This is a genomic window from Streptomyces sp. NPDC096152, assembly GCF_044763235.1.
Lineage (GTDB): Bacteria > Actinomycetota > Actinomycetes > Streptomycetales > Streptomycetaceae > Streptomyces.
This window is the reverse complement of the sequence record NZ_JBIWFW010000002.1, coordinates 960279-978651: the sequence shown is the minus strand read 5'-3', so window position 1 is coordinate 978651 and position 18373 is coordinate 960279. Positions and strand designations below refer to the sequence as shown.

The window sequence follows — 18373 nt, the reverse complement described above, 5'->3', positions numbered from 1 at the left end:
CGCCTCGGCTGCCTGCCGGTCGCCGGAGGGGCCCAGGAACTGCAGCACGCTCAAGGTGGAAAGCGGGGCAGGCGAGAGGCCCAGGCGCCCGTGGCGCGGGTACCGCTCGGCGAAGTCCTCGTCGTTCCACGTCCGGCGAGACGGTCTCGTACCGTCTCGCCGTCGTGTCGTCCGGGTCCGCTCGCACGCGCGCCCCGCGCTGTCGGAGCCTGGACTGCTCACCGGGACGGGGACGGAGGGACGACGGGCGCCTCGAGGGCCCCACAGGTCTTCGAAACAGCCCGCGAACCTGCCGATCATGCTGGCGTACCGGAATACTCCGAGGTTCCCGACAGAGCCAGGCTCAGACAGGGTCGTCGGCGGGTGAAGGAGTGGGGGTTGAGGTTTCGGCTGTCACGGGTTCGGTGGTCGTGGTGGCCGGCCGGGTGCGTACCCCCCAGCCGGCGATGGCGGGGCCGGCGAGGCCGAGCAGGAGCAGGAGCGCGCCGAGTCCGAGCCAGCCGATGCGGCCGTGGCTCAGTGCGAAGCCGAGCAGCAGGGCTGGGGCGACGGCTTTGGCTGCTGCTGATGCGGCGGAGGAGAATCCTTGGTATTGGCCTTGAGCGTAGGCGGGGGGGAGTCCGTATTCGAAGGCGAAGGTGCCGGACACGTACCAGATTTCGCCCAGGGTGAGCAAGACCATGCCGACGATCAGCAGCAGGAGCGCGGCCCAGGCGGGCAGGTCGGTCATGAGGCTGAGGGCGACGCACCCGAGGAGGAGGGCGATGCCGGCCCGGCGCAGTGCCGTTCCGCCGTCGGTGATCGTCTGAACCTTGTCGCCGAGCCTTACCTGGAGCAGTACGACGAGTGCCGTGTTGAGGACGAAGGCCACGGTGACGGACCAGGCCGGTGCGTGGGTGTGGCCCACGATCCATACCGGGACCATGATTTCCATGATCATGTTCTGCACGGCCATGGCGCCGCCGACGAGTGCGTAGGCGACGAAGGCCTTGTCCCGCAGCGCGATCCGTTTCGGTGCCGGTGTGGTGACGGTGCCGGTCTCGCCAGTGTGCGGTGCGTCCTGAGAGGGGCGGGGCAGGGGCTGGTAGTTCGGCAGTCGGAACAGCAGCAAGAGTGCCGTCACCTGGGCGGCGCTGAAGGTGACGGCCAGAATGCGGTAAGCGGTCGGGGTGCCGATCTCGATGCCGATACCGGCGATCAGGGAGCCGAGTGCCACTCCCAGGTTGGTCACAGCCCTGGTCTGGGATCGGATGGTGACGGTGCGCTCACCACCGACGCGGCGGAGGAGTGCGCCGGCGGACGGGAAATAGGCTGCGAGGCTGAAGCCCATGAGGGTCTGGACGGCGAGCAGTGTCCAGAAGTTCTGGACGAAGAGGTAGGCGACACCGACAACGCCCAGTGCGGCAAGGGCTGCTGTCATCACGCGGCGTGGGCCGACTCGGTCGGCGAGTGCGCCGGCGGGGATCGAGGCCGGTATGGCCAGCAGGCCGGAGACGGTGAAGGCCAGCCCGACCTCGGCCGCCGGGAGGCCGACTATGCGGGTGAAGTACAGGATGCTGATCGGCAGGAGGATTCCGGCGCCGATCGTGCCGATGAATGTCGATGTGACGTAGGTGCGCTCAATGCCCGATTCAGGGAAGAGGGACTTGACGAAGGCCATTGGGTTTAATGTGGACATGTCCGCCTTCTGTGATCAATGGCGCCGGTAGCATCTGCGGGCAGCACGCCGCACCATGGCGCTGATCCGAACGTGACAACATCCTGCCGGCCGCCTGCCCGTTACTGCGGGCCATGGTGAATCGGGTTGATACAGGCAGACACCATAGTGCCCGTTGAAGAGGGGGTCTTCTTCCCACGTGCTCTGCTGCGCCGGGCCGGGGCGGGAGGGGGCGTCGGGTGGCCCCTCCGGCGCTTGTTGTCTCTTGTCGGCAGGCGCCGGCCGTTCTTTCCCGCGGACCGATCACGCGGTCGTGGGGGCGCTTCGTCGCGGGGAGCGGATATCACAGGTCAGGGCGGCGCGCTGCGGGATCCGCCGGCGCGGGCCGTCAGCAATCTGAAAGTTGTCCGCTTCACCAGCCGGGACATAACTTCGGCATCGCATGCACCGTGCAGCTCAATGAGACGTATTCGCGTAAACGTTACTACTCAACGGCGTTGACACGCTCCGGTCGTGTTCGAACGCGGCTGAAGAAGGTAGTTGGCCAGATGCGAGAAACTGAGGGATCCATCCGGTATCCGCTCTCCGCCCAGTTGACATCGTGCTGCATCAGCGAACCGGGCGGAAAGGACATGGCCAGGTTCGTCATGCCCATGGCCTTGCGGATCAGGGGCAGCGTGGACTCCGCAGCTCTGCAGGGCGCGCTGGATGACGTGGTGGCCCGGCACGAATCGCTGCGGACCGTGATGACGTGCGGCTGCGGGGACGGCGACGCCGGGTACCAGACGGTGCTGCAACCGGCCCCGGTGCCGTTCACCGAGCACCAACTGGGCGCGGGAGCGGGCAAGTCGCGCGACGAGGTCGCCGAGGAACTGCTCACCACGCTCTACGCCGAGACCATGTCGAGGTTCGAGACGCCGCTGGTGCGGGCAGCGCTGTACCGGTTCGACGACCGTGACGCGGTGCTGACCATCCTGAGCCACCACCTCGCCGGTGACGCGTGGTCCACGCATCTGCTCCGGCGCGACCTGGCCGCCTTCTACCGGGCCCGGACAGCCGGGACGGCGCCCGAGCTGCCGCCGGTGCGCCAGTACGGCGAGTACGCCCTGTGGCAGCAGGAGCGGCTGAGCGGTGCGAAGGCCGGGACGGACCGGGAGTACTGGGCCGGCCGGCTCGCCGGTTCCCAGGTCTTCGCGCCGCCGGCCGACCATCCCGACGGCATCGTCGGAGCCGGCGGCGCCCCGTACGGCAGCGCCACCTTCGACTTCGGTCCGCAGGAGATGAGCGAGGTCCGCGCACGTGCACGCGAGGAGCGCTGCTCCACCTGGCACGTTCTGGCCGCGGCCGGCGCGATGCTGGCCGCCCGGATCTCCGGCGAGACCGACGTGACGCTGATGACCCTCAGGGCCCCCCGCGACAATCCGGCCTTCCAGGACACGGTCGGCATCTTCGTCGACACGCTGCCGCTGCGGATCGACCTCGGCGGTTGCAGGACCTTCCGGGACGTCCTGCTCCGCGCGCGGAGCACGTGCCTGGAGGCATACCGTCATGCGCTGCCGAGTTGCATCCTCGGACAAGAAGTGCCCGATTTCATGGAGCCGTTCGGGAAGGCGAAGAACATGCCGACCTTCTTCAATTACTCCGCTCACAAGCCGGCGAATGAGGAAATCCAGTTCGCCGACGGAGTCGATCGGGTCGCCTTCCGGCAGGAAATGCCACTCGAACGGGGCGGCTGGTGCATCTGGGGTATGTGGGAGCTTCCGTCCGGCGGGCTGCGCAGTCAGCTCGAGTACTCCCCCGATCGGCTCGAGGCCGGCACCGCCGATCGCTGGATCAACGACTTCCGCGACCTGATCCTGCGCATCACCCACACCCCTGATCAGACCTGGAAGGACAACTAGTGGAAACCGCCACGGGCAACGACCTCAGCCAGCAGGTACTCGCCGCGGTACTCGCCGCCGCCCGGCGCGTCCACCACGAGGACGTCGACGAGACCCTCGACCCGGTCTCCGCCGGTTTCGACTCGATCGCCGCAGTGGAGATGGCCAGCATCCTCGAGGAGGAACTCGGCGTCGACTGCACGATCGTGGACGTCTTCGACATCACCTCACTCGCCGAACTGGCCGCCCTCCTGGTCCAGCGCATCAACGACGCCGGCGGCCGGTAACGCCGTGGACAGGACCACAGCGTGCCCGGTCGTGGACCGGGTCGAGCGCACCGCCGCGCGGTACCCCGAACACACCGCGGTGGTCACCGCGACCGAGCGGTTCACCTATCGGGAGCTGTGGTGTCAGGTGGGTCGGTGGCAGGAGCGGTGCGCAGCGCTCGTGCTGCCGCCCGGGGCGCTGATCGCGGTCCTCGCCGGCAGCGGGGCGAGCTGGCCTGCGGCCTTCCTCGGCGCCCGGGCCGCCGGGCTGGTGCCCCTGCTCGTCGACGTACAGCAGCCGGCGGCTCGGGTCGACGCGGTCCTGGCGGCGGCCCGGCCGTCGGCCGTGCTGCGGCCGGAGAGCGGCGAGGCCGAGCCGATCGCAGGGCCCGACCGGCGCATCCTGCCGGCCGGCGCCGGCTACGTGGTGTTCTCCTCCGGCAGCCAGGGAACCCCGAAGGGCATCATCGGCCGGGCCGCCGGGCTGCTGGCCTTCATCGACTGGGAGATCAACGCGCTGGGGCTGGGGCCCGGTAGCCGGGTGGCGATGCTGACCTCCCCGTCGTTCGACGTGGTCTACCGCGACCTGCTGCTTCCGCTGTGCTGCGGCGGCGAACTGCACATCGCCGCACCGACCGTCCGTGCCACCCCGGCCGCGGTGCTTCCCTGGCTCGCAGGCAGCGCCGTCGAGGTGCTGCACGCGGTGCCGAGCCTGAGCGCGCGTTGGCTCGCCGCCGCCCCGTCGACCACGGTCGATTCGCTGCGCTGCACACTGTTCGCCGGTGAACCGCTGTACGGGCGGCATGTGCAGCGGTGGCGGTCTGCCGCACCGTCCACGGCGGTCGTCAACCTCTACGGACCGTCGGAGACCACGCTCGCCAAGTTCCACTACAACGTCCCCGCCGACTGCGATCCCGGCCTGCAGCCGGTCGGCCGCCCGCTGCCCGGCGCCGTGCTAGGCCTCGAACCCGTCGCGCCGGCGGGATCACCGACGGACGCTCAGCAGGTCGTCATCACCACACCGGACGGCTCGCTGGGGTATCTGCCGGACACCTGCTCCGCCGACGACCGGAACCGCCTGCTTTGCACCGGCGGCGTGACTCGTTTCCGCACCCAGGACCGCGGCCTGCTGGACGGCACGGCAAACCTGGTGATCGTCGGTCGGTTGGACTCGCTCGTCAAACGCAGGGGCGTGTTCGTGGACATCGCCTCCATCGAGGCGGCCGCGGCCGGCCTGCCCGGGGTCCGGTCGGCGTGCTGCGTCCAGCTGACGACGAGCGGCGACGTCGTCCTGGTTGTCGAGGGACCCGATCCGGCCGCCGCCGCCGCACTGCGTCGCCCGCTGCGCAACGCCCTCGGCCCGGACATGCCGGACCGCGTGCTGGCGCTGCCGGCCCTGCCGCTGCTCCCCGGGGGCAAAGCCGACCGTCGAGGGATCAAGGAACTGCTGCACCTGGAGGAGACGGCCGATGACCGTCAGGCGTCCTGACCACACCGGCCCCTGCACCGTCGTCGTGTGCAGGTACCAGCCGGAGCTGCTTGCCGCACTGCTGGACCACCCCGCACGCACCAGCCGCCACGTCGATGTCTGCGTGGTCCTGGAACGTGCCGACATCGTGTACGAGTCGCCGGACCAGCAGCTGCTCGCGCGGTGCCAGAAGGTCTACACCGTCGGCAGCTTCGACTCGCTGGCCGAACTGTCCGCCGTCGCCGTCGACCTGCGGCTGACCTGTCCGCCGGTCGTCCGGGTATGCAACCAGAACGAGCTGAGCCAGTTCGGCGCCGGCTACCTGCGCCTGCTGCTCGACGACGCTCCGGCCGACCCGAGGCATCATGTCGCGCACCGGGACAAGCGGCTGATGAAGCAGCTGGTCCGGGAGGCCGGCGTGCCCGTAACGCAGTTCCGGTCGCTGGCGGACGCCGGGGACGAGGCCGCCGTGGCCTCAGTCGCGGGCGAACTGACCTCGCCGCTGATCGTCAAACCGGCGGCGGGTTTCGGCGCCAGCTCCACCGTGAAGGTGGACGCCGCAGGGCTGGGTGCGGCGGCGAGCGGGCTGACGTTCGACCCGGCCCAGCGGTCCCGCCAGCTGATCGTCGAGGAGTTCGTGCCGGGCGAGGATCTGTGCGTCGACGCCGTCTGGTCCGGCGGGAAGGCGCTGACCTTCGTGGTGCAGCGCTATCTGCGACGGCGGATGACGGTCCTGGAGGGCGCGCTCGACGGATCGGTGATCGTGGCGCCTGAGGAGCATCCGGACCTGTACGCGCGGCTGCGGGAGATGCACGCGCGGGTCAATGCGGCGCTCGGTATCCACGACGGGCCGACGCATCTTGAGGTGTTCGAGCGGCCGGACCGGCAACTGGTCTTCTCCGAGATCGCCTCGCGTGCCGGCGGCGGCTGGATGCAGCACATGATCGGCGCCTATCACGGTCGTTCCACCTGGTCCCTGCTCGCCGACACCGTGCTGGGCGAGGACGCTGCGCCGCTGCACCGGGCGTGGCCGCACGTCGGGGCGATCCACATTCGGCCGACCGCGCCCGGGATCATCACCGGCGCGCCGTCCGACGCCGAGCTCCTAGCCTTCCCCGGGACAATCACGTGGCACCGGCACCGGCAGATCGGTGACCGGGCCCGGCTGTCGAGCCCGTCCGAGTGGTATTTCGACCTGGTGCTCGGTGCGGACACCGCCGCAGAACTCGTCCAGACCTGTCTGCGGGCAGCCCGCACGTTCGCCATTGAGACCGACGCGGAGGCCGTGGTGGCCTGACGTCCGCAGCCTGGGATCGATCACCCGTGGGGTGCCGGGGGCGGTGATGTCCCGATCTGGGCCGGCGGGGACTCGCGCGCCTTGGGGGTCGGTGTGCCGTGATCGGCTCTACTGGGGAGGGCGTGCGGGAGGAGTCCGCGCGGGTGTTGCGGGAGGCGGGCGGTTGCCTCGGGCGTCCTGGTCTCCGCGGTGTGTGGCCGCTGCGGTTGTGGTGCCGCCTTCAGGGAGAGCTGGTGAGGTGCCGCTTGGCGTGTGGTGTCATGGGTGGAACCGCCACCGGCCCTCGGAGATGACGTCCACCTTGTCGTCGCTGACGCGGACAGCCGTCTCGTCGTCGATGAAGTAGATCGGGAAGTCCGCCCGGGCGACGATGCGATCGGCCCAGGCGTCGTCCCGCTCCGGGAAACCTGGCGAGTACAGGTGTGGCTTCACATACCAGTCGAAAAGACCGAAGGGCGGCCGAACGGTCACCGCGCCGAGCCGATGCAGGTCTGCGGTATCCCCGATGACGTCGGCCGAGTGCTCGGTGAGATTCCGGCTGAAGATCATGGACCCGGCGCTGAGTCCCACGTAGACACGGCTCTGAAGCGCTTCCAGGATGCCGGCGGCCAGGCCGTTGCCGGTGATGCTGCGCGCGAGGTGGTAGTGGTTGCCCCCCTCGGCGTAGACGACGTCGGCGTGGAGCAGCCGGTCGAGCACCGTCTGCCGCGGCAGGCCGTTCAGCTCCAGGATGTCGAACTCCCGCCAGCCCAGGGCGTGCAGCTGGTTCATGTTGGCGACGAACCACCCGTGGTCTCCGGGCTCGGCGACGGCCGCCGTGGGGAGGTACACGATGTTCGCCGCTCCGAACGGCTTTCCCAGCATGTCCCGCAGCGCGTCCCGCAAGGTCTCGTTGCGCAGGCCGCCCGACGTCAGCAGAAGCTTCACCAGGGGATCCAACCACGCCGGGCAGGCACGCACAACGCCTTCTGAGGGCCGGTGTCCTGACGGCATGGTCGCATCAGGAACAGGCGGTCGGCCCGGGTGGGGCAGTGAGGGGCCGCGGGTCGGCTTCAGGCGCAGGGCGCCATCGGGTACCAGATGAGATCGAAGCGGGCAAGGATGCGTACGTCCCAGTACAGAAGCAGGAGCACGCCGGTCACGAGGAACGCCGCCGCCGCGACGGCGGACCACCGGCTTGGCCTGCATGCGATCCACCGGTGCAGCCGGTTGCCTGTCACCGCGAAGACCAGCACGTAGAGCAGCGACATGATCAGCATGTTGCCGATCGCCTGCAGGCTGAAAGCTGCGGCTCCATAGAGGATGTTCCCGCTCTGTGCCGCGTGGTGGAACAGCTGGCGGAACAGAGGGAAGGGCCGCCCCACGAGGAAGGCTCCGATCATGGCGCCGATCAGCAGCAGCGGGGCTTGCGGGTGCCGGGCGGCCAGGCGGGCAGGCGGGTCCCGGACGAAGTGAGGCCGGCCGCAGCCATGTCCTCACCGCGCCGATCAGACCGAAGGTCACCATCGCCTGGATCATGCGGCCGGACGGTGGGGACCCGGCGGAGTTGCCAAGGCCGAACTGCGGCATGCCGTTTCCGGTCGCCTCAGCGATCCCGCCGTAGACGGCCGACACGGCCACTGCCCCGGCGGCCGGCCAGGCCATGGGCCGCAACATCTGGACGAGAGGACCGCGTTGGGAGGAAGGCTGGCCGGCAAGCGGTGCGATCGCGCTGACGACGGCGATGTTGCAGGCGGTGAGGCTGCCGGCGACACCGGTGGCCAGCGCATAGCCGATGCCCGCCAGCACCCCGGAGATGGGGGCACCCTGCGGGTCGTACCCCATCAGGCCGGATTCGATGGTGCGGCCGATGATCTGGTCGACGAACTTCGGCCGACCACACCACCGTCAGCAGGAAGCCTGCAAGGGCACGGGTGATCGCGATCAGGGTGCGGCGGCGTGGGGCAGGGCCGTTGCAGAATGCCGATGCAGAACGGGGCGGTTCGGCCGTTGAGGCCGAGGCTGCCGTCGCGTCGTGGCGGTCGGTCTGCAGGGTTCGTTTCCTGGAGGGCCTCGATGGGGACGGGGACGAATGCGCAGCGCGCAGGCCCGGTCGGCGGGACCTGTGCTCGCCGGGGGTGGGCCCAGTGGATGTGTGGGGCTGGTACGTGCACCGTGCTGCCGTATCCCGAATGTGTGCCCCCCTCAGAGGAGGGGGGCCTGTTGCGGCGCGCGGCTCTCCGCATCGCCTGTGACCTGATCGGCGCGCGCCGTTCGGCCTGTGGATCTGCCGTGCGTGTCGGCGGTACGAAGCGTGTGCCGGCGCAGAATGTGGCTGGCGGCCCCTCAGGCGGTGGCGTGACGGGGGCTGTTCTGGTAGGCGGCCAGCCGCCATTCGCCGTCCTGTTTCACGGCGGTCCAAGAGGCGTGCACCGCCCGCTCGGCCGCGGGCTCTGTCTCCCCGGGGGCCAGGATGCCTCCGCGGGTGAGGAGGATGGCCGCCTCGGTGTTCAGGAAGCGGAGGTCGATCGGGGTTCCTGTGACACGGGTGCCCTGGTAGGGGCCGCTGAACGCGGTCTTGGCGAAGGCACGGATGGCGGCGCGGCCTTTCTCGAACACGCCCGGCAGGACAAGTGTGCCGTCGGCGGTGAACACCTCGGCGAAGGCGTCGGAGTCGTAGGCCGCCCAGGCGTCGACGATGCGCTGGGGCAGGGCCGCAACGGCGGCCTTGTCCGCGGCGGGGATCTGGTCGCTGCGACTGGCGGTGTGCGGGTTCATGTCTGCTCCCTCGGGGGCGGGCTGATGTGGCCGGGGAGCGGTGCCTGCGGGCGGCGCTCGCCGGCCGGGGCCGCTCATACGGTGCCCCCACCGTGGCACCGTGCCTGCGGCTGCCGCACCTTCCGGGTTGTGGATTCGGGGCCGACTTCAGGGCGCCTGCGCACGCCGGAAGAAGCCGCCTGGCCGACGCGGCGAGCGGGAGAACGGCAGGAGCGCGGCCGGCCCCGTTTTCGGGGCGCGTTGCCTGGTGGGAGAGGTGTGCTGCGCCGGGCCGGAATGCTGTCGACCGGAGGGGTCACGCGGTGGGCTTCGGGCCGTCTTTGTTCAGCCAGGACAGGGCGAGCAGTTGCCGGCACAGCTCGTTGGACGGCCCCATCAGGGACACTCCGCGGGCGTCTGCCAGCAGTCGGGGGAGAACGGCTCCGGACTGGTAGCCCGACGAGCCCAGCAGACGGGCCGCCTCGAGGCACAACTCCTCTGCTGTTGTGGACGCGAAGAGCTTGCTGTGCAGCGTCGTCAGTTCTGGGCGTGGCGCGGTGCAGGCCCCGGCCCGTTCGACGATTCCTCGGGCGGCCTCCAGCCGGGTGGCCAGGTCGGTCAGACGGTGCCGTACGAGCTGACGTGCCAAGAGGCCGCTGTGGGTGGCGTGTTGTACGGCATAGTCCATCGCGGCCTGCGCGATGCCGACGGCCACGGCACCCAGTGTCGCCCCGGTTGCGCGGCCCTCTGCGATGATCGCCTGTGCGTCGCCGGGCGGACCGAGGCGGCAGGTGTCCGGCGCGGAGCAGTGGCGCAGCGAGACGACGCCGGTGGCGGAGCCTCGCATGCCGGCGAGGTCCAGGCTCAGCTCCGGGTAGAGCCCCGGTGTGCTGCTGGGCAGGAGGAAGAAGGTCCGCGGTTCGCGTCGGCCGGTCCCGGCCGCGGTCGTGGGAGGTGGGGTGTGCACGAGCACCAGGTACAGGTCGGCCAGGCAGGCGGCCGTGGTGAAGGCTTTCACGCCCTGCAGCGTCCAGTGGCCGTCGCCGCCCTGGACGGCGGTGCTGTCCGCGTGGCGGGTGCCGGGTCTTGAGGCGGCTTCGCTCCATGCTGAGGCGGCGAGGCAGCTGCCGTCGGCGAGGCGGGGCAGCAGGCCGGCCTTCTGGGCCGGTGTGCCCCAGACGGCGATCCGCAGGGCAACGGAGCAGTGCTGATAGGCGATGATCGCGATGGACGGGTTGGCCACGGCGAGTTGCTCGACGACCCGGTTCACCTCGGGTGCGCTGCCTCCCAGGCCGCCGTATTCCTTTGGGACGGCCGTGGCCAGCAGTCCTGATTCCCGCAGGCCGGAAAGGGCCGCTGCGTTCGGTCGTCCGGTCAGCGCGGACTCCTGCGCCGCTTCGCGCAGGGTGCTGCGCAGTGTCGCGGTCAGTCCCGCTCGCCTGTGTCCTGCGGACCGATCAGTTGACACGGCACCTCCTGGGATGGGGATCTCCATGTCTCCGTGCTCCGGAGCTGCGAGTGGTTCTGTGTGAGGGGGGTGGCGGCCATCCAGCGTTCAACCGGTGTGGGCGGTGCGCATCTTCGGCCGTGCCTCTTTGGCCGGGCGGGAGGGGGAGGCACGGCGGAAGATGACCCGGGAGGCGGGTGGTTGGCAGGCTGCGAGGCAGCCAGGATCGCCCCACGGGGGGCGGGCAGCCGCTGCCCGGGAGGCTGAGCGATGAGGATGGCTGTGCGGACAGTGCTCCGCCGTGCGCGCAAGCAGGTGAGGTATGTGCAGGTGGTACCACCTGCACAGGCGCGCGGGGCGGTCGCCGAGGTGTACGCCCAGGCCCAACGGGACTTCGGTGTGCTGGCGCCTCCGCTGGCTCTGCACTCCCCGGCTCCCGCTGCGCTCGCCGCGGCGTGGCTGCTGCTGAGGGAGACCCTGCTGGCCGACGGGATCACCCGCCGGGCGGCACGCGAGTCGGTCGCTGCCGGTGTGTCACGGGCCAACGCCTGTCCCTACTGCGTCGACGTCCACCAGGCGGCCCACGCCGTGCTGCAGTCGTCCCCTGACGACGCCGCGCTGGCCGCCTGGGCGCAGAGTGCCGGGGGCAGCGGTCAGAGGCCGCATGCCGCTGGGGCGCCGTTCTCCGCGCAGGAGGCTCCGGAGCTGCTCGGTGTGGCCGTCACGTTCCATTACCTCAACCGCATGGTGAGTATCTATCTTGCGGACTCGCCGATGCCCCGGCGCACTCCCTCCTTCCTGCGAGCGCCGATCATGCGGACGGTGGCGCGGGCCATGCGTCCCCGCGAGCGGGGGCCTGTGGTCCCTGGTCGCTCCCTGAGGCTGCTGCCGGCGGCGCCGCTGCCCGCCGGTCTGGAATGGGCCGAACCGAATCCGGTGGTGGCCGAGGCGCTCGGCCGGGCCGCGGCGGCCGTGGACGGTGCGGCCCTGTGGCTGCCCGAGCAGGTACGGGGGCTGGTACGTGCGCGCCTTGCGGTCTGGGACGGGCTGCCGGTGGGGCCGAGCCGCGCGTGGCTGGAGGATGTGCTGTCCGAACTGCCGTCACCGGATCGGGCTGTTGCCCGGCTCGCGCTGCTGACGGCGTTCGCGCCCTACCAAGTGATGGCCGAGGACGTGGCCGCTGTGCGGATGCGGTATCCCTCGGATCAGTCCCTGATCGAGCTCACCTCGTGGGCGGCGCTCGCAGCCGCCGTCTGCCTCGGTGGCCGCCTGACGGCATGTCAGCCAACTCCCGAGAGGTGATGGCGCGGGGAGTCGGCGGCGGACGAGGATCAGGCTCGCGAGGACCGAGAGGCCGTTTTGCGGGCCCGGGCGGAGCACCTGGGCCCATTGTCGTTCACACCTGGGGCAGTGAGCCCAGGTGTTGTGGTGTTGTGGTGTTGGGGTGGGGGCCGGGGCCGCACGCGCGGTCCTGAAGGAGGCTCTCCGCGAAGTGCGCGGCCTCAGGCGGGCCGGGCGTGCGGGATGTCAGGAGCGCGGGTCACGAGGCATGCTCGTCGTGGCCGGCGGCTGCCGTTGTCGTTCGGTAAGTGCGTCGACGAGGCGGTACTCGAGTGGGAGGGGGGAACTCGGCAGCCAGACGGGCTGAGGTGGGTCCGGCTCGGCCGAATAAAGGACCGCGCGGAGAGGCAGCGAGGCCGGCAGTCCCTCCTGGCTCGGGGCGGGCTGGTGTCCGTGATAGGCGATCGACAGGGAGGGCTTGGCCAGTGCCCGCATGCGTACGACGAGTTCCGCCTCGTCCCCGGTGACCTTGGGGGGCAACGTCTGTGTGGGGATCGGCACGAAGCCCAGGCGAGCCTTGAATCCGAAGAGGCCGGGCTGGGCCGTGTGTCCGAGCAGCGAGGGGTCGTTGCCGAGTGAGGCCCAGGTGTAGCCGCGTTCTCGTGCTGCGTCGAACGCCGCCATGTACATGAGTCGGGCGAGCATGCTCTGCCGGGCCGTGTCGGTCACCGCGGAGAACTGCAGGTGGACGAGGGACTGGTCGGGCCGCAGCCGGCCGAGACAGCCTCCGACCAGTACACCGTCGGCGTGCGCGAACACGCCCAGGAGGGTGTCCAGGTGGCGCAGCAGGTGGCGTTCTTGTCTCCTGGCGTAGTTCACGCCGCTGGACATGGCGGCGATCCGTTGGTCGTAGAGGTCGAGGAAGGTGTGCACGTCCTCTTCCCCGACGCTGGGCAGGACGTGGAGTTCGATGCCGCTCTTCTCGGCTGTCCGGGCGGCGTAGCGGTGGCTCTTGCGTTCCTTGGTCGACAGGCGTTGCTGGAAGGCGGCCGCTGAATCGGTGAGGGGTGCCATCCAGTTGATCCACGACGGTTTGACGAGGAAGCCGGCGGCTTCCAGCTCCGTGCGTGGCTCCAGGTCGGCCAGTCGGACCCTGACGATGTCGATGTCGTGTGCGGGGTCGTGCCAGTCCCGTTCCAGCGCTTCCGTCAGGGTCGCATGTGCGATCCTGGCCTGTCCTTGAACGTCGATGCGCACTGCCGTCTCCCTGGCACGGTGATTCCTGTCGGGCAGGGCTGCCCGCCCGGTTCGCGGGGTGGCCGCCCGGGGGCTGGGCAGGTGGCTCGGCCCCCTGAGGTCGCTGGGGGCAGCCTGCCCTGCGCCGGCGGTCAGCGGCTCTCGAGGGTGGCGGCTGACGTCCTGAGCGGACGGGCGAAGGAGCGGATGTCCCGGACGAGGAGGTCGGGCTGTTCCATGGCGGCGAAGTGACCGCCGCGGTCGAACTCGCTCCAGTGAGAGATGTGGGGCAGGAAGCGGTCCGCGAAGCGCCGGACCGGCAGGAAGATGTCGTGCGGGAACACCGCCACTCCCACCGGCACGGGAACGGGTTCTGGCATTGTCTGCCGTTCCTCTGCACCTTCGTAGTAGAACCCTGCGGAGGAGGCTGCGGTACGCGTCAGCCAGTAGATGGAGACGTTGGTGAGGAGGCGGTCACGGTCCACAGCGTCTTCGGGGACGCTGTGAGAGTCGGTCCATTCGTAGAATTTCTCGGCGATCCAGGCGAGTTGGCCGACCGGAGAATCATGCAGGGCATACGCCAGGGTTTGCGGGCGGGTGGACATGATCTTCATGTAGCCCGAGAGTTCTGCATCGAACCGGGAGAAGCCGAGAAGCCGGGACTGATCGGATTCCGTCAGGGCGTTGAGCTCTTCGGGGGAGCCGGCGGGCGGCGCGATGAGCATGTTCACATGAACGCCGATCACCCGGTCCGGTGCGACCCGTCCAAGTTCGAGGGAAATGGGTGAGCCCGCGTCTCCTCCCTGGGCAAGGTAACGGCCGTAGCCCAGGCGGTTCATGAGTTCTGCCCAGGCCAGGGCGATGCGGTGGACGTTCCATCCGCTCTCCCGGACGGCGCCTGAGAAGCCGAATCCGGGCAGCGAGGGGATGACCAGATGAAAGGCCTGGCCCGGGTCTCCGCCGTGAGTGCGGGGATCCGTCAGCGGGCCGATCACATCCATGAACTCCGCGACGGAACCCGGCCATCCGTGGGTGAGGATCAGCGGCAGCGCATCGGGTTCCGGGGACCGTACGTGCAGGAAGTGGATGTCTGCGCCGTCGATCACGGTCATGTACTGAGGGAAGGCATTGAGCTGCTTCTCTGCCGTTCGCCAGTCGTACTCCGTACGCCAGTATTCGGCCAGCTCCCGCAGATAGGAACGGGGAACTCCCCGGGTCCACCCGGTGTCCGGGAGCTCGGAGGGCCAGCGGGTTTCGGCTAGCCTGCGCTTCAGGTCGTCAAGGTCTTCCTGCGGCACTTCTACGCGAAAGGGGCGCATACCCTGGGGTCCGTTCTGTGGAAGGAGCGCTGCCTGTACTTCCTCTTACCGCCGCGTCGTATCCCGGGCCGTCCGCTCCAGCCACCACTGGGCCAGCAGCAAGTTGATCACGAATCCGATCCAGGTTGCTGTTTCCAGGGCGAGGTTGAGCTTGGCGGGATCGGCGAAGTTGTACTCGAACTGCGGCAGCACGTAGAGGAGCAGGACCCGGCCCCATATGATCTGCATGGTCAGCGCGAAGCTGTATGCCATCCAGCGCCGGTGCTCACGGTATCGACGCTGACGGGCCGTTCGCAGGCCCGCGACGGTCGTGGCCAGCCAGGCGACCGCGGCCACCGTGTTGCCGGCCGGGCCGGCCGAGAACGGCATGATGGCCAGGGCCAGCAGTCCGGAGGGGAGCGCCCCGGCGAACACGTAGATTCGGCCGGACCACCGGTGGACGGCCGGATGATTCCGGCGCAGCCAGGGCCACACCTGCAGGCATACGGTCACCAGGGCCACGGTTCCGGAGAAGACATGCGCCACCAGCAGCGGATAGTGCCAGGGGATGTCCCGCCGCAGGTGGGGGATCCGCGCCTGGTTGGGGTCCAGGCTGAGATAGACGGGCAGGGAGTGGTTGATGAACCACAGTGCTATCAGGGAGAAAACCAGCGTCCAGATGTTGCGCCGGCGGCCGTTCGGCTGAGCTGATTCGATGTCGGGAGACTCCGGGCCCGCGGGTTCGGATGTGTTCAGGGTCTGAGACACGAGTGACCTCTCTGCTCTGCACTGTCCGTACGGCGACACCGGTCGCCCCTGACGAAAGAATGCCGCGGACCAGCCGGAAGGGAGACAACCTCCGGAAAAGCGGCGGAAGTTCCCGGCTATAGGGCCGACTGTCGTGGCCTGATTTTTCTGACCGTCTCGCCATGCGGCAAGCACTTCCCGGTTCTGCAGCAAACTGGAAGGTGTCCGACTACGTCCGGGAGGATCTGTTCCTGACTTTTATCCGGTGCGGTCGCCGGCAGCGGACCGGTCCCCCACGGTGAATCACGGAAGGGGATCCGGTGCATTTCTGGCGCATGACCGGTAGAGCACCTGTCCCCGGCCCTGATGTCTTTCCGGGCCGGAGACCGGAGCACCCTCTACGGGGCGCAGTGTTCAAGCTGGGAGCTCGTCGTGCTCGGCTTGTGTCCGGTGATTTTGAAGAACAGGCGCGCGCAGTCGACCACGAACTTCGGGTTCTCTTCCGGTACGTAGTGTCCGGCGTCCGGTGCCACAACGGTCCGGACGTCGTCCGCGACCCGGGCGAACTCCTGCCCCACTCGTTCTCCGAAAAGGTATTCTCCGCCTATCGCCATGACGGGCATGGCCAGCCGCTCCGCGCTGATGTTGCTCCGGTTGTCCTCCGCGTCCTGGGGGATCGCCCGGTAGTAGTCGTAGCCGGACGAGCGATCGGCCGGGTCCGCGTTCTTCCGGAAGTACTCTTCCCGTCCGATGGCTTCGGGGTGATAGGCGATACCGTCGTAGAAGTAGTTGAAGAACGGTTTCACATCGGCGTTGTCCACGATCTTCTCGGGGAAGGGGGCCGGCGAGGCGAGGAACCGGTAGTGCCAGGTCTTCGAGTAGGACTCCTCGACACCGTAACCAGCGAGCATGGTCTCCGTCACGGCGAGGCGGGTCACCTCGCCGGGGAAATCGCGTGCATAGCGATATGCAACCTCAGCGCCGATGTCATGGCTGAGGAGTTCGACCTTGTCGAATCCCAGCTTGTGCACAGCCTCGCGCACCCGGGCCGCCGTGGTCTTCTTGTCGTAGCCGCCGGAGGGGTGACTGGAGTCACCCAGGCCGGGAAGGTCCACGGCGATCACGGTGCGGTCCTCAGCCAGTGCGGGCATAACCTTGCGCCACTCCCACCAGGTCTCCGCCCAGCCGTGGAGAAGAACGAGGGGCGGGCCGTCCCCTCCGCGGACATAGTGGATGGTGCCGCCCTCCACCGGAACGGTTCCGTGGGTGAACGACGGGTCGAAAGCAGCCGGCCCTTGGGGGGAGGCGCTGCGGGACGAGGCCGGGAACCCGGGAACAGGGAGGAGCAGGACGAGCGCCAGCGCTGCGACCACGCTGAGTGCCGTGGCCCACAGATGGCGTCCGAGGAGCCCCGCCACCGTGTACACAGGGGCGAACGCGCGCCTTTCAGACATTTGACTTTAACTCCCGCATGATCGGTGGAGGCTGACGGTTCGGATGCCCGACCCTGGCAGGCGCACCGGGGCGGAGCATCCTCCAGGTTGCTGCGTTCGGTGCCGGCCTGCGGGCAGCCCCAGGCCGCGGGAAGGCGCCCTTCCCCACGGCCGCGCTTCGACCACGGCCGACGTGCTCAGGCGCTGCGGCACCAGGCCCCCACGGTTCTGGGGGATTTTTCGCCGGTTGCTCGGTTGCTCCGCTGTGCAGGGCCCCGGGCGCAGCGCAGTGCCCCTGTGCGGGCTCCCGGGCCTCCAGTTCGGCAATCCAGAAGGTGCCTGGATGCGGCCGTCGATGTGACGGTCGGGCAGCCAGGAAGACGACGAAGAGGCGAGCCCTTTCTCAGGCGTGACGTCCCGGGAGGACATGATGCGAGTTGCCGAGGCCCCGACCCGCGCGCAGTTGGTGCAGCGTGCGAAGGATCTGGCGCCGGTGCTGAAGAAACACGCGGAGCAGTCGGAACAGGACCGGCGGCTGCGTGAGGAGACGATCGAGGCTCTGGCGGATGCGGGCATCTTCAGGATGCGGGTGCCTGCGCGCTACGGCGGGTACGAGGCCGACACCCGCACCCTGGTGGATGTCGCGGCCGAGCTGGGCCGGGCGGACGGGGCGGCGGCGTGGACGGCCTCGGTGTACTGGATTCCCACCTGGATGACGTGCCTGTTCCCCGAGCACGTGCAGGAGGAGGTGTTCTCCACCCCCGATGTCCGCATCTGCGGCACGCTTAGCCCGTCGGCACTGGCCGTCCCGGCTGACGGCGGTGTGGTGGTCAACGGCAAGTGGAGCTTTGTCAGCGGCGCCCTGCACAGCCAGTGGCAGGAGATCGTGGCCGTCGTCCAGGAGGCCGACGGGCCGCCACAGCCGATCATGGCGCTGGTTCCGGTCTCGGACCTGCAGATCGTCGACGACTGGCACACCTTCGGCCTGCGCGGCACCGGCAGCGTCAGTACGGTCGCCCAAGACCTGTTCGTTCCGCAGGAACGGGTGATGCCGCTGGGAGCCGTGCTGCAGGGGCAGCACGCGTCCCCGCTGAACGCCGACACCCCGATCTACCGCGCCCCCCTTCTGCCCGTCGCCTCGGCCTCCTCGGTCGGCACTGCGCTCGGGCTGGCACGTGCGGCCAGGGACGCCTTCTTCGAGCGGATGCCGCACCGCGGCATCACCTACACCGGCTACGGCCGGCAGGCCGAGGCGCCTCTGACGCACCATCAGGTCGCCGAAGCCGTCCTCAAGACGGACCAGGCGGAGTTCCACGCCCACCGTCTGGCCTCGCTGGTGGACGGCAAGAGCGAAACGGGCTCGGAGTGGACGCTGGAGGAGCGTGCCCGGGCGCGCGCCGACATGGGCGCGGTCTGCCGGCTGGCCAAGGAGGCGGTCACCGTCCTCGCAGGTGCCAGCGGCGGCTCGTCGGTCTACAGCGATGCTCCCATGCAGCGCATTGCACGGGACATCCAGGCCGTCAACCTGCACGCGCTGATGAACCCGGACACCAACAGCGAGCTCTACGGCCGGGTCCTGTGCGGTCAGGAGCCCGACACCCTCTACCTCTGACCGGTCCGCGGCCTT

The 18373-nt window shown here is 69.4% G+C and carries 15 protein-coding genes; 6 read left to right on the top strand and 9 right to left on the bottom strand.

Annotation, left to right across the window (positions count from 1 at the left end):
- Window positions 1-343: 343 nt before the first annotated feature.
- Window positions 344-1660, bottom strand: coding sequence for an MFS transporter (locus tag ACIQ9G_RS10095; RefSeq protein WP_403607855.1), 1317 nt, complete (start codon window positions 1658-1660; stop codon window positions 344-346).
- A gap of 446 nt (window positions 1661-2106) precedes the next feature.
- Between ACIQ9G_RS10095 and ACIQ9G_RS10090 the strand changes: the two genes are divergently transcribed.
- From ACIQ9G_RS10090 to ACIQ9G_RS10075, 4 genes are read left to right on the top strand one after another with little or no spacing between them, the layout of a single operon-like run.
- On the top strand, window positions 2107-3558 hold the full coding sequence (locus ACIQ9G_RS10090) for a condensation domain-containing protein (RefSeq protein ID WP_403607853.1): 1452 nt from the start codon (window positions 2107-2109) through the stop codon (window positions 3556-3558).
- On the top strand, window positions 3558-3824 hold the full coding sequence (locus tag ACIQ9G_RS10085) for an acyl carrier protein (protein ID WP_403607851.1): 267 nt from the start codon (window positions 3558-3560) through the stop codon (window positions 3822-3824). The genes ACIQ9G_RS10090 and ACIQ9G_RS10085 overlap by 1 nt, the downstream gene beginning before the upstream one ends.
- A gap of 4 nt (window positions 3825-3828) precedes the next feature.
- Window positions 3829-5292, top strand: coding sequence for an AMP-binding protein (locus ACIQ9G_RS10080; RefSeq protein ID WP_403607849.1), 1464 nt, complete (start codon window positions 3829-3831; stop codon window positions 5290-5292).
- Window positions 5273-6568, top strand: a complete 1296-nt coding sequence (locus ACIQ9G_RS10075) for an acetyl-CoA carboxylase biotin carboxylase subunit family protein (protein WP_403607848.1) — start codon at window positions 5273-5275, stop codon at window positions 6566-6568. The genes ACIQ9G_RS10080 and ACIQ9G_RS10075 overlap by 20 nt, the downstream gene beginning before the upstream one ends.
- 258 nt (window positions 6569-6826) lie before the next feature.
- Here the strand turns inward: ACIQ9G_RS10075 and ACIQ9G_RS10070 are convergent, their stop codons facing one another.
- The 4 genes from ACIQ9G_RS10070 to ACIQ9G_RS10055 all read right to left on the bottom strand — a co-directional run bounded on the left by ACIQ9G_RS10070 (window position 6827) and on the right by ACIQ9G_RS10055 (window position 10772).
- Window positions 6827-7495 (bottom strand): Type 1 glutamine amidotransferase-like domain-containing protein, encoded by a 669-nt coding sequence (locus ACIQ9G_RS10070; protein ID WP_403607846.1) that lies wholly within the window; start codon window positions 7493-7495, stop codon window positions 6827-6829.
- Window positions 7496-7620: 125 nt separating this feature from the next.
- Entirely contained in the window at window positions 7621-7950 is a 330-nt protein-coding gene (locus tag ACIQ9G_RS10065; RefSeq protein WP_403607845.1) for a hypothetical protein, read from the bottom strand.
- Between the two features lie 943 nt (window positions 7951-8893).
- On the bottom strand, window positions 8894-9325 hold the full coding sequence (locus tag ACIQ9G_RS10060; protein ID WP_403607843.1) for an SgcJ/EcaC family oxidoreductase: 432 nt from the start codon (window positions 9323-9325) through the stop codon (window positions 8894-8896).
- A gap of 295 nt (window positions 9326-9620) precedes the next feature.
- Window positions 9621-10772 carry an acyl-CoA dehydrogenase family protein gene (locus ACIQ9G_RS10055; RefSeq protein ID WP_403607841.1) on the bottom strand — a complete coding sequence of 384 codons (1152 nt, stop codon included), beginning with the start codon at window positions 10770-10772 and terminating at the stop codon, window positions 9621-9623.
- A gap of 303 nt (window positions 10773-11075) precedes the next feature.
- Here ACIQ9G_RS10055 and ACIQ9G_RS10050 point away from each other — a divergent pair, with 303 nt between their 5' ends.
- Window positions 11076-12053 carry a carboxymuconolactone decarboxylase family protein gene (locus ACIQ9G_RS10050; RefSeq protein ID WP_403607839.1) on the top strand — a complete coding sequence of 326 codons (978 nt, stop codon included), beginning with the start codon at window positions 11076-11078 and terminating at the stop codon, window positions 12051-12053.
- A gap of 225 nt (window positions 12054-12278) precedes the next feature.
- Here ACIQ9G_RS10050 and ACIQ9G_RS10045 read toward each other — a convergent pair whose 3' ends face one another.
- From ACIQ9G_RS10045 to ACIQ9G_RS10030, 4 genes are all read right to left on the bottom strand, one after another.
- Window positions 12279-13289 (bottom strand): GNAT family N-acetyltransferase, encoded by a 1011-nt coding sequence (locus ACIQ9G_RS10045; RefSeq protein ID WP_403607838.1) that lies wholly within the window; start codon window positions 13287-13289, stop codon window positions 12279-12281.
- A 131-nt stretch (window positions 13290-13420) separates the two neighbouring features.
- Window positions 13421-14587, bottom strand: coding sequence for an epoxide hydrolase family protein (locus ACIQ9G_RS10040; protein WP_403607836.1), 1167 nt, complete (start codon window positions 14585-14587; stop codon window positions 13421-13423).
- Between the two features lie 45 nt (window positions 14588-14632).
- Window positions 14633-15334, bottom strand: a complete 702-nt coding sequence (locus tag ACIQ9G_RS10035) for a DUF2306 domain-containing protein (protein WP_403607834.1) — start codon at window positions 15332-15334, stop codon at window positions 14633-14635.
- A 377-nt stretch (window positions 15335-15711) separates the two neighbouring features.
- Window positions 15712-16686 carry an alpha/beta fold hydrolase gene (locus tag ACIQ9G_RS10030; protein ID WP_403607832.1) on the bottom strand — a complete coding sequence of 325 codons (975 nt, stop codon included), beginning with the start codon at window positions 16684-16686 and terminating at the stop codon, window positions 15712-15714.
- A 490-nt stretch (window positions 16687-17176) separates the two neighbouring features.
- Here ACIQ9G_RS10030 and ACIQ9G_RS10025 point away from each other — a divergent pair, with 490 nt between their 5' ends.
- Window positions 17177-18358, top strand: a complete 1182-nt coding sequence (locus ACIQ9G_RS10025) for an acyl-CoA dehydrogenase family protein (RefSeq protein ID WP_403607961.1) — start codon at window positions 17177-17179, stop codon at window positions 18356-18358.
- Window positions 18359-18373 lie beyond the last annotated feature (15 nt).

Excerpts from the sequence above, each read along its gene's own strand:
- ACIQ9G_RS10060 (WP_403607843.1), bottom strand. The coding sequence starts at position 9,325 with ATGAACCCGCACACCGCCAGTCGCAGCGACCAGATCCCCGCCGCGGAC.
- ACIQ9G_RS10075 (WP_403607848.1), top strand. The coding sequence starts at position 5,273 with ATGACCGTCAGGCGTCCTGACCACACCGGCCCCTGCACCGTCGTCGTG.
- ACIQ9G_RS10095 (WP_403607855.1), bottom strand. The coding sequence starts at position 1,660 with ATGGCCTTCGTCAAGTCCCTCTTCCCTGAATCGGGCATTGAGCGCACC.
- ACIQ9G_RS10025 (WP_403607961.1), top strand. The coding sequence starts at position 17,177 with ATGCGAGTTGCCGAGGCCCCGACCCGCGCGCAGTTGGTGCAGCGTGCG.
- ACIQ9G_RS10040 (WP_403607836.1), bottom strand. The coding sequence starts at position 14,587 with ATGCGCCCCTTTCGCGTAGAAGTGCCGCAGGAAGACCTTGACGACCTG.
- ACIQ9G_RS10065 (WP_403607845.1), bottom strand. The coding sequence starts at position 7,950 with ATGATCGGAGCCTTCCTCGTGGGGCGGCCCTTCCCTCTGTTCCGCCAG.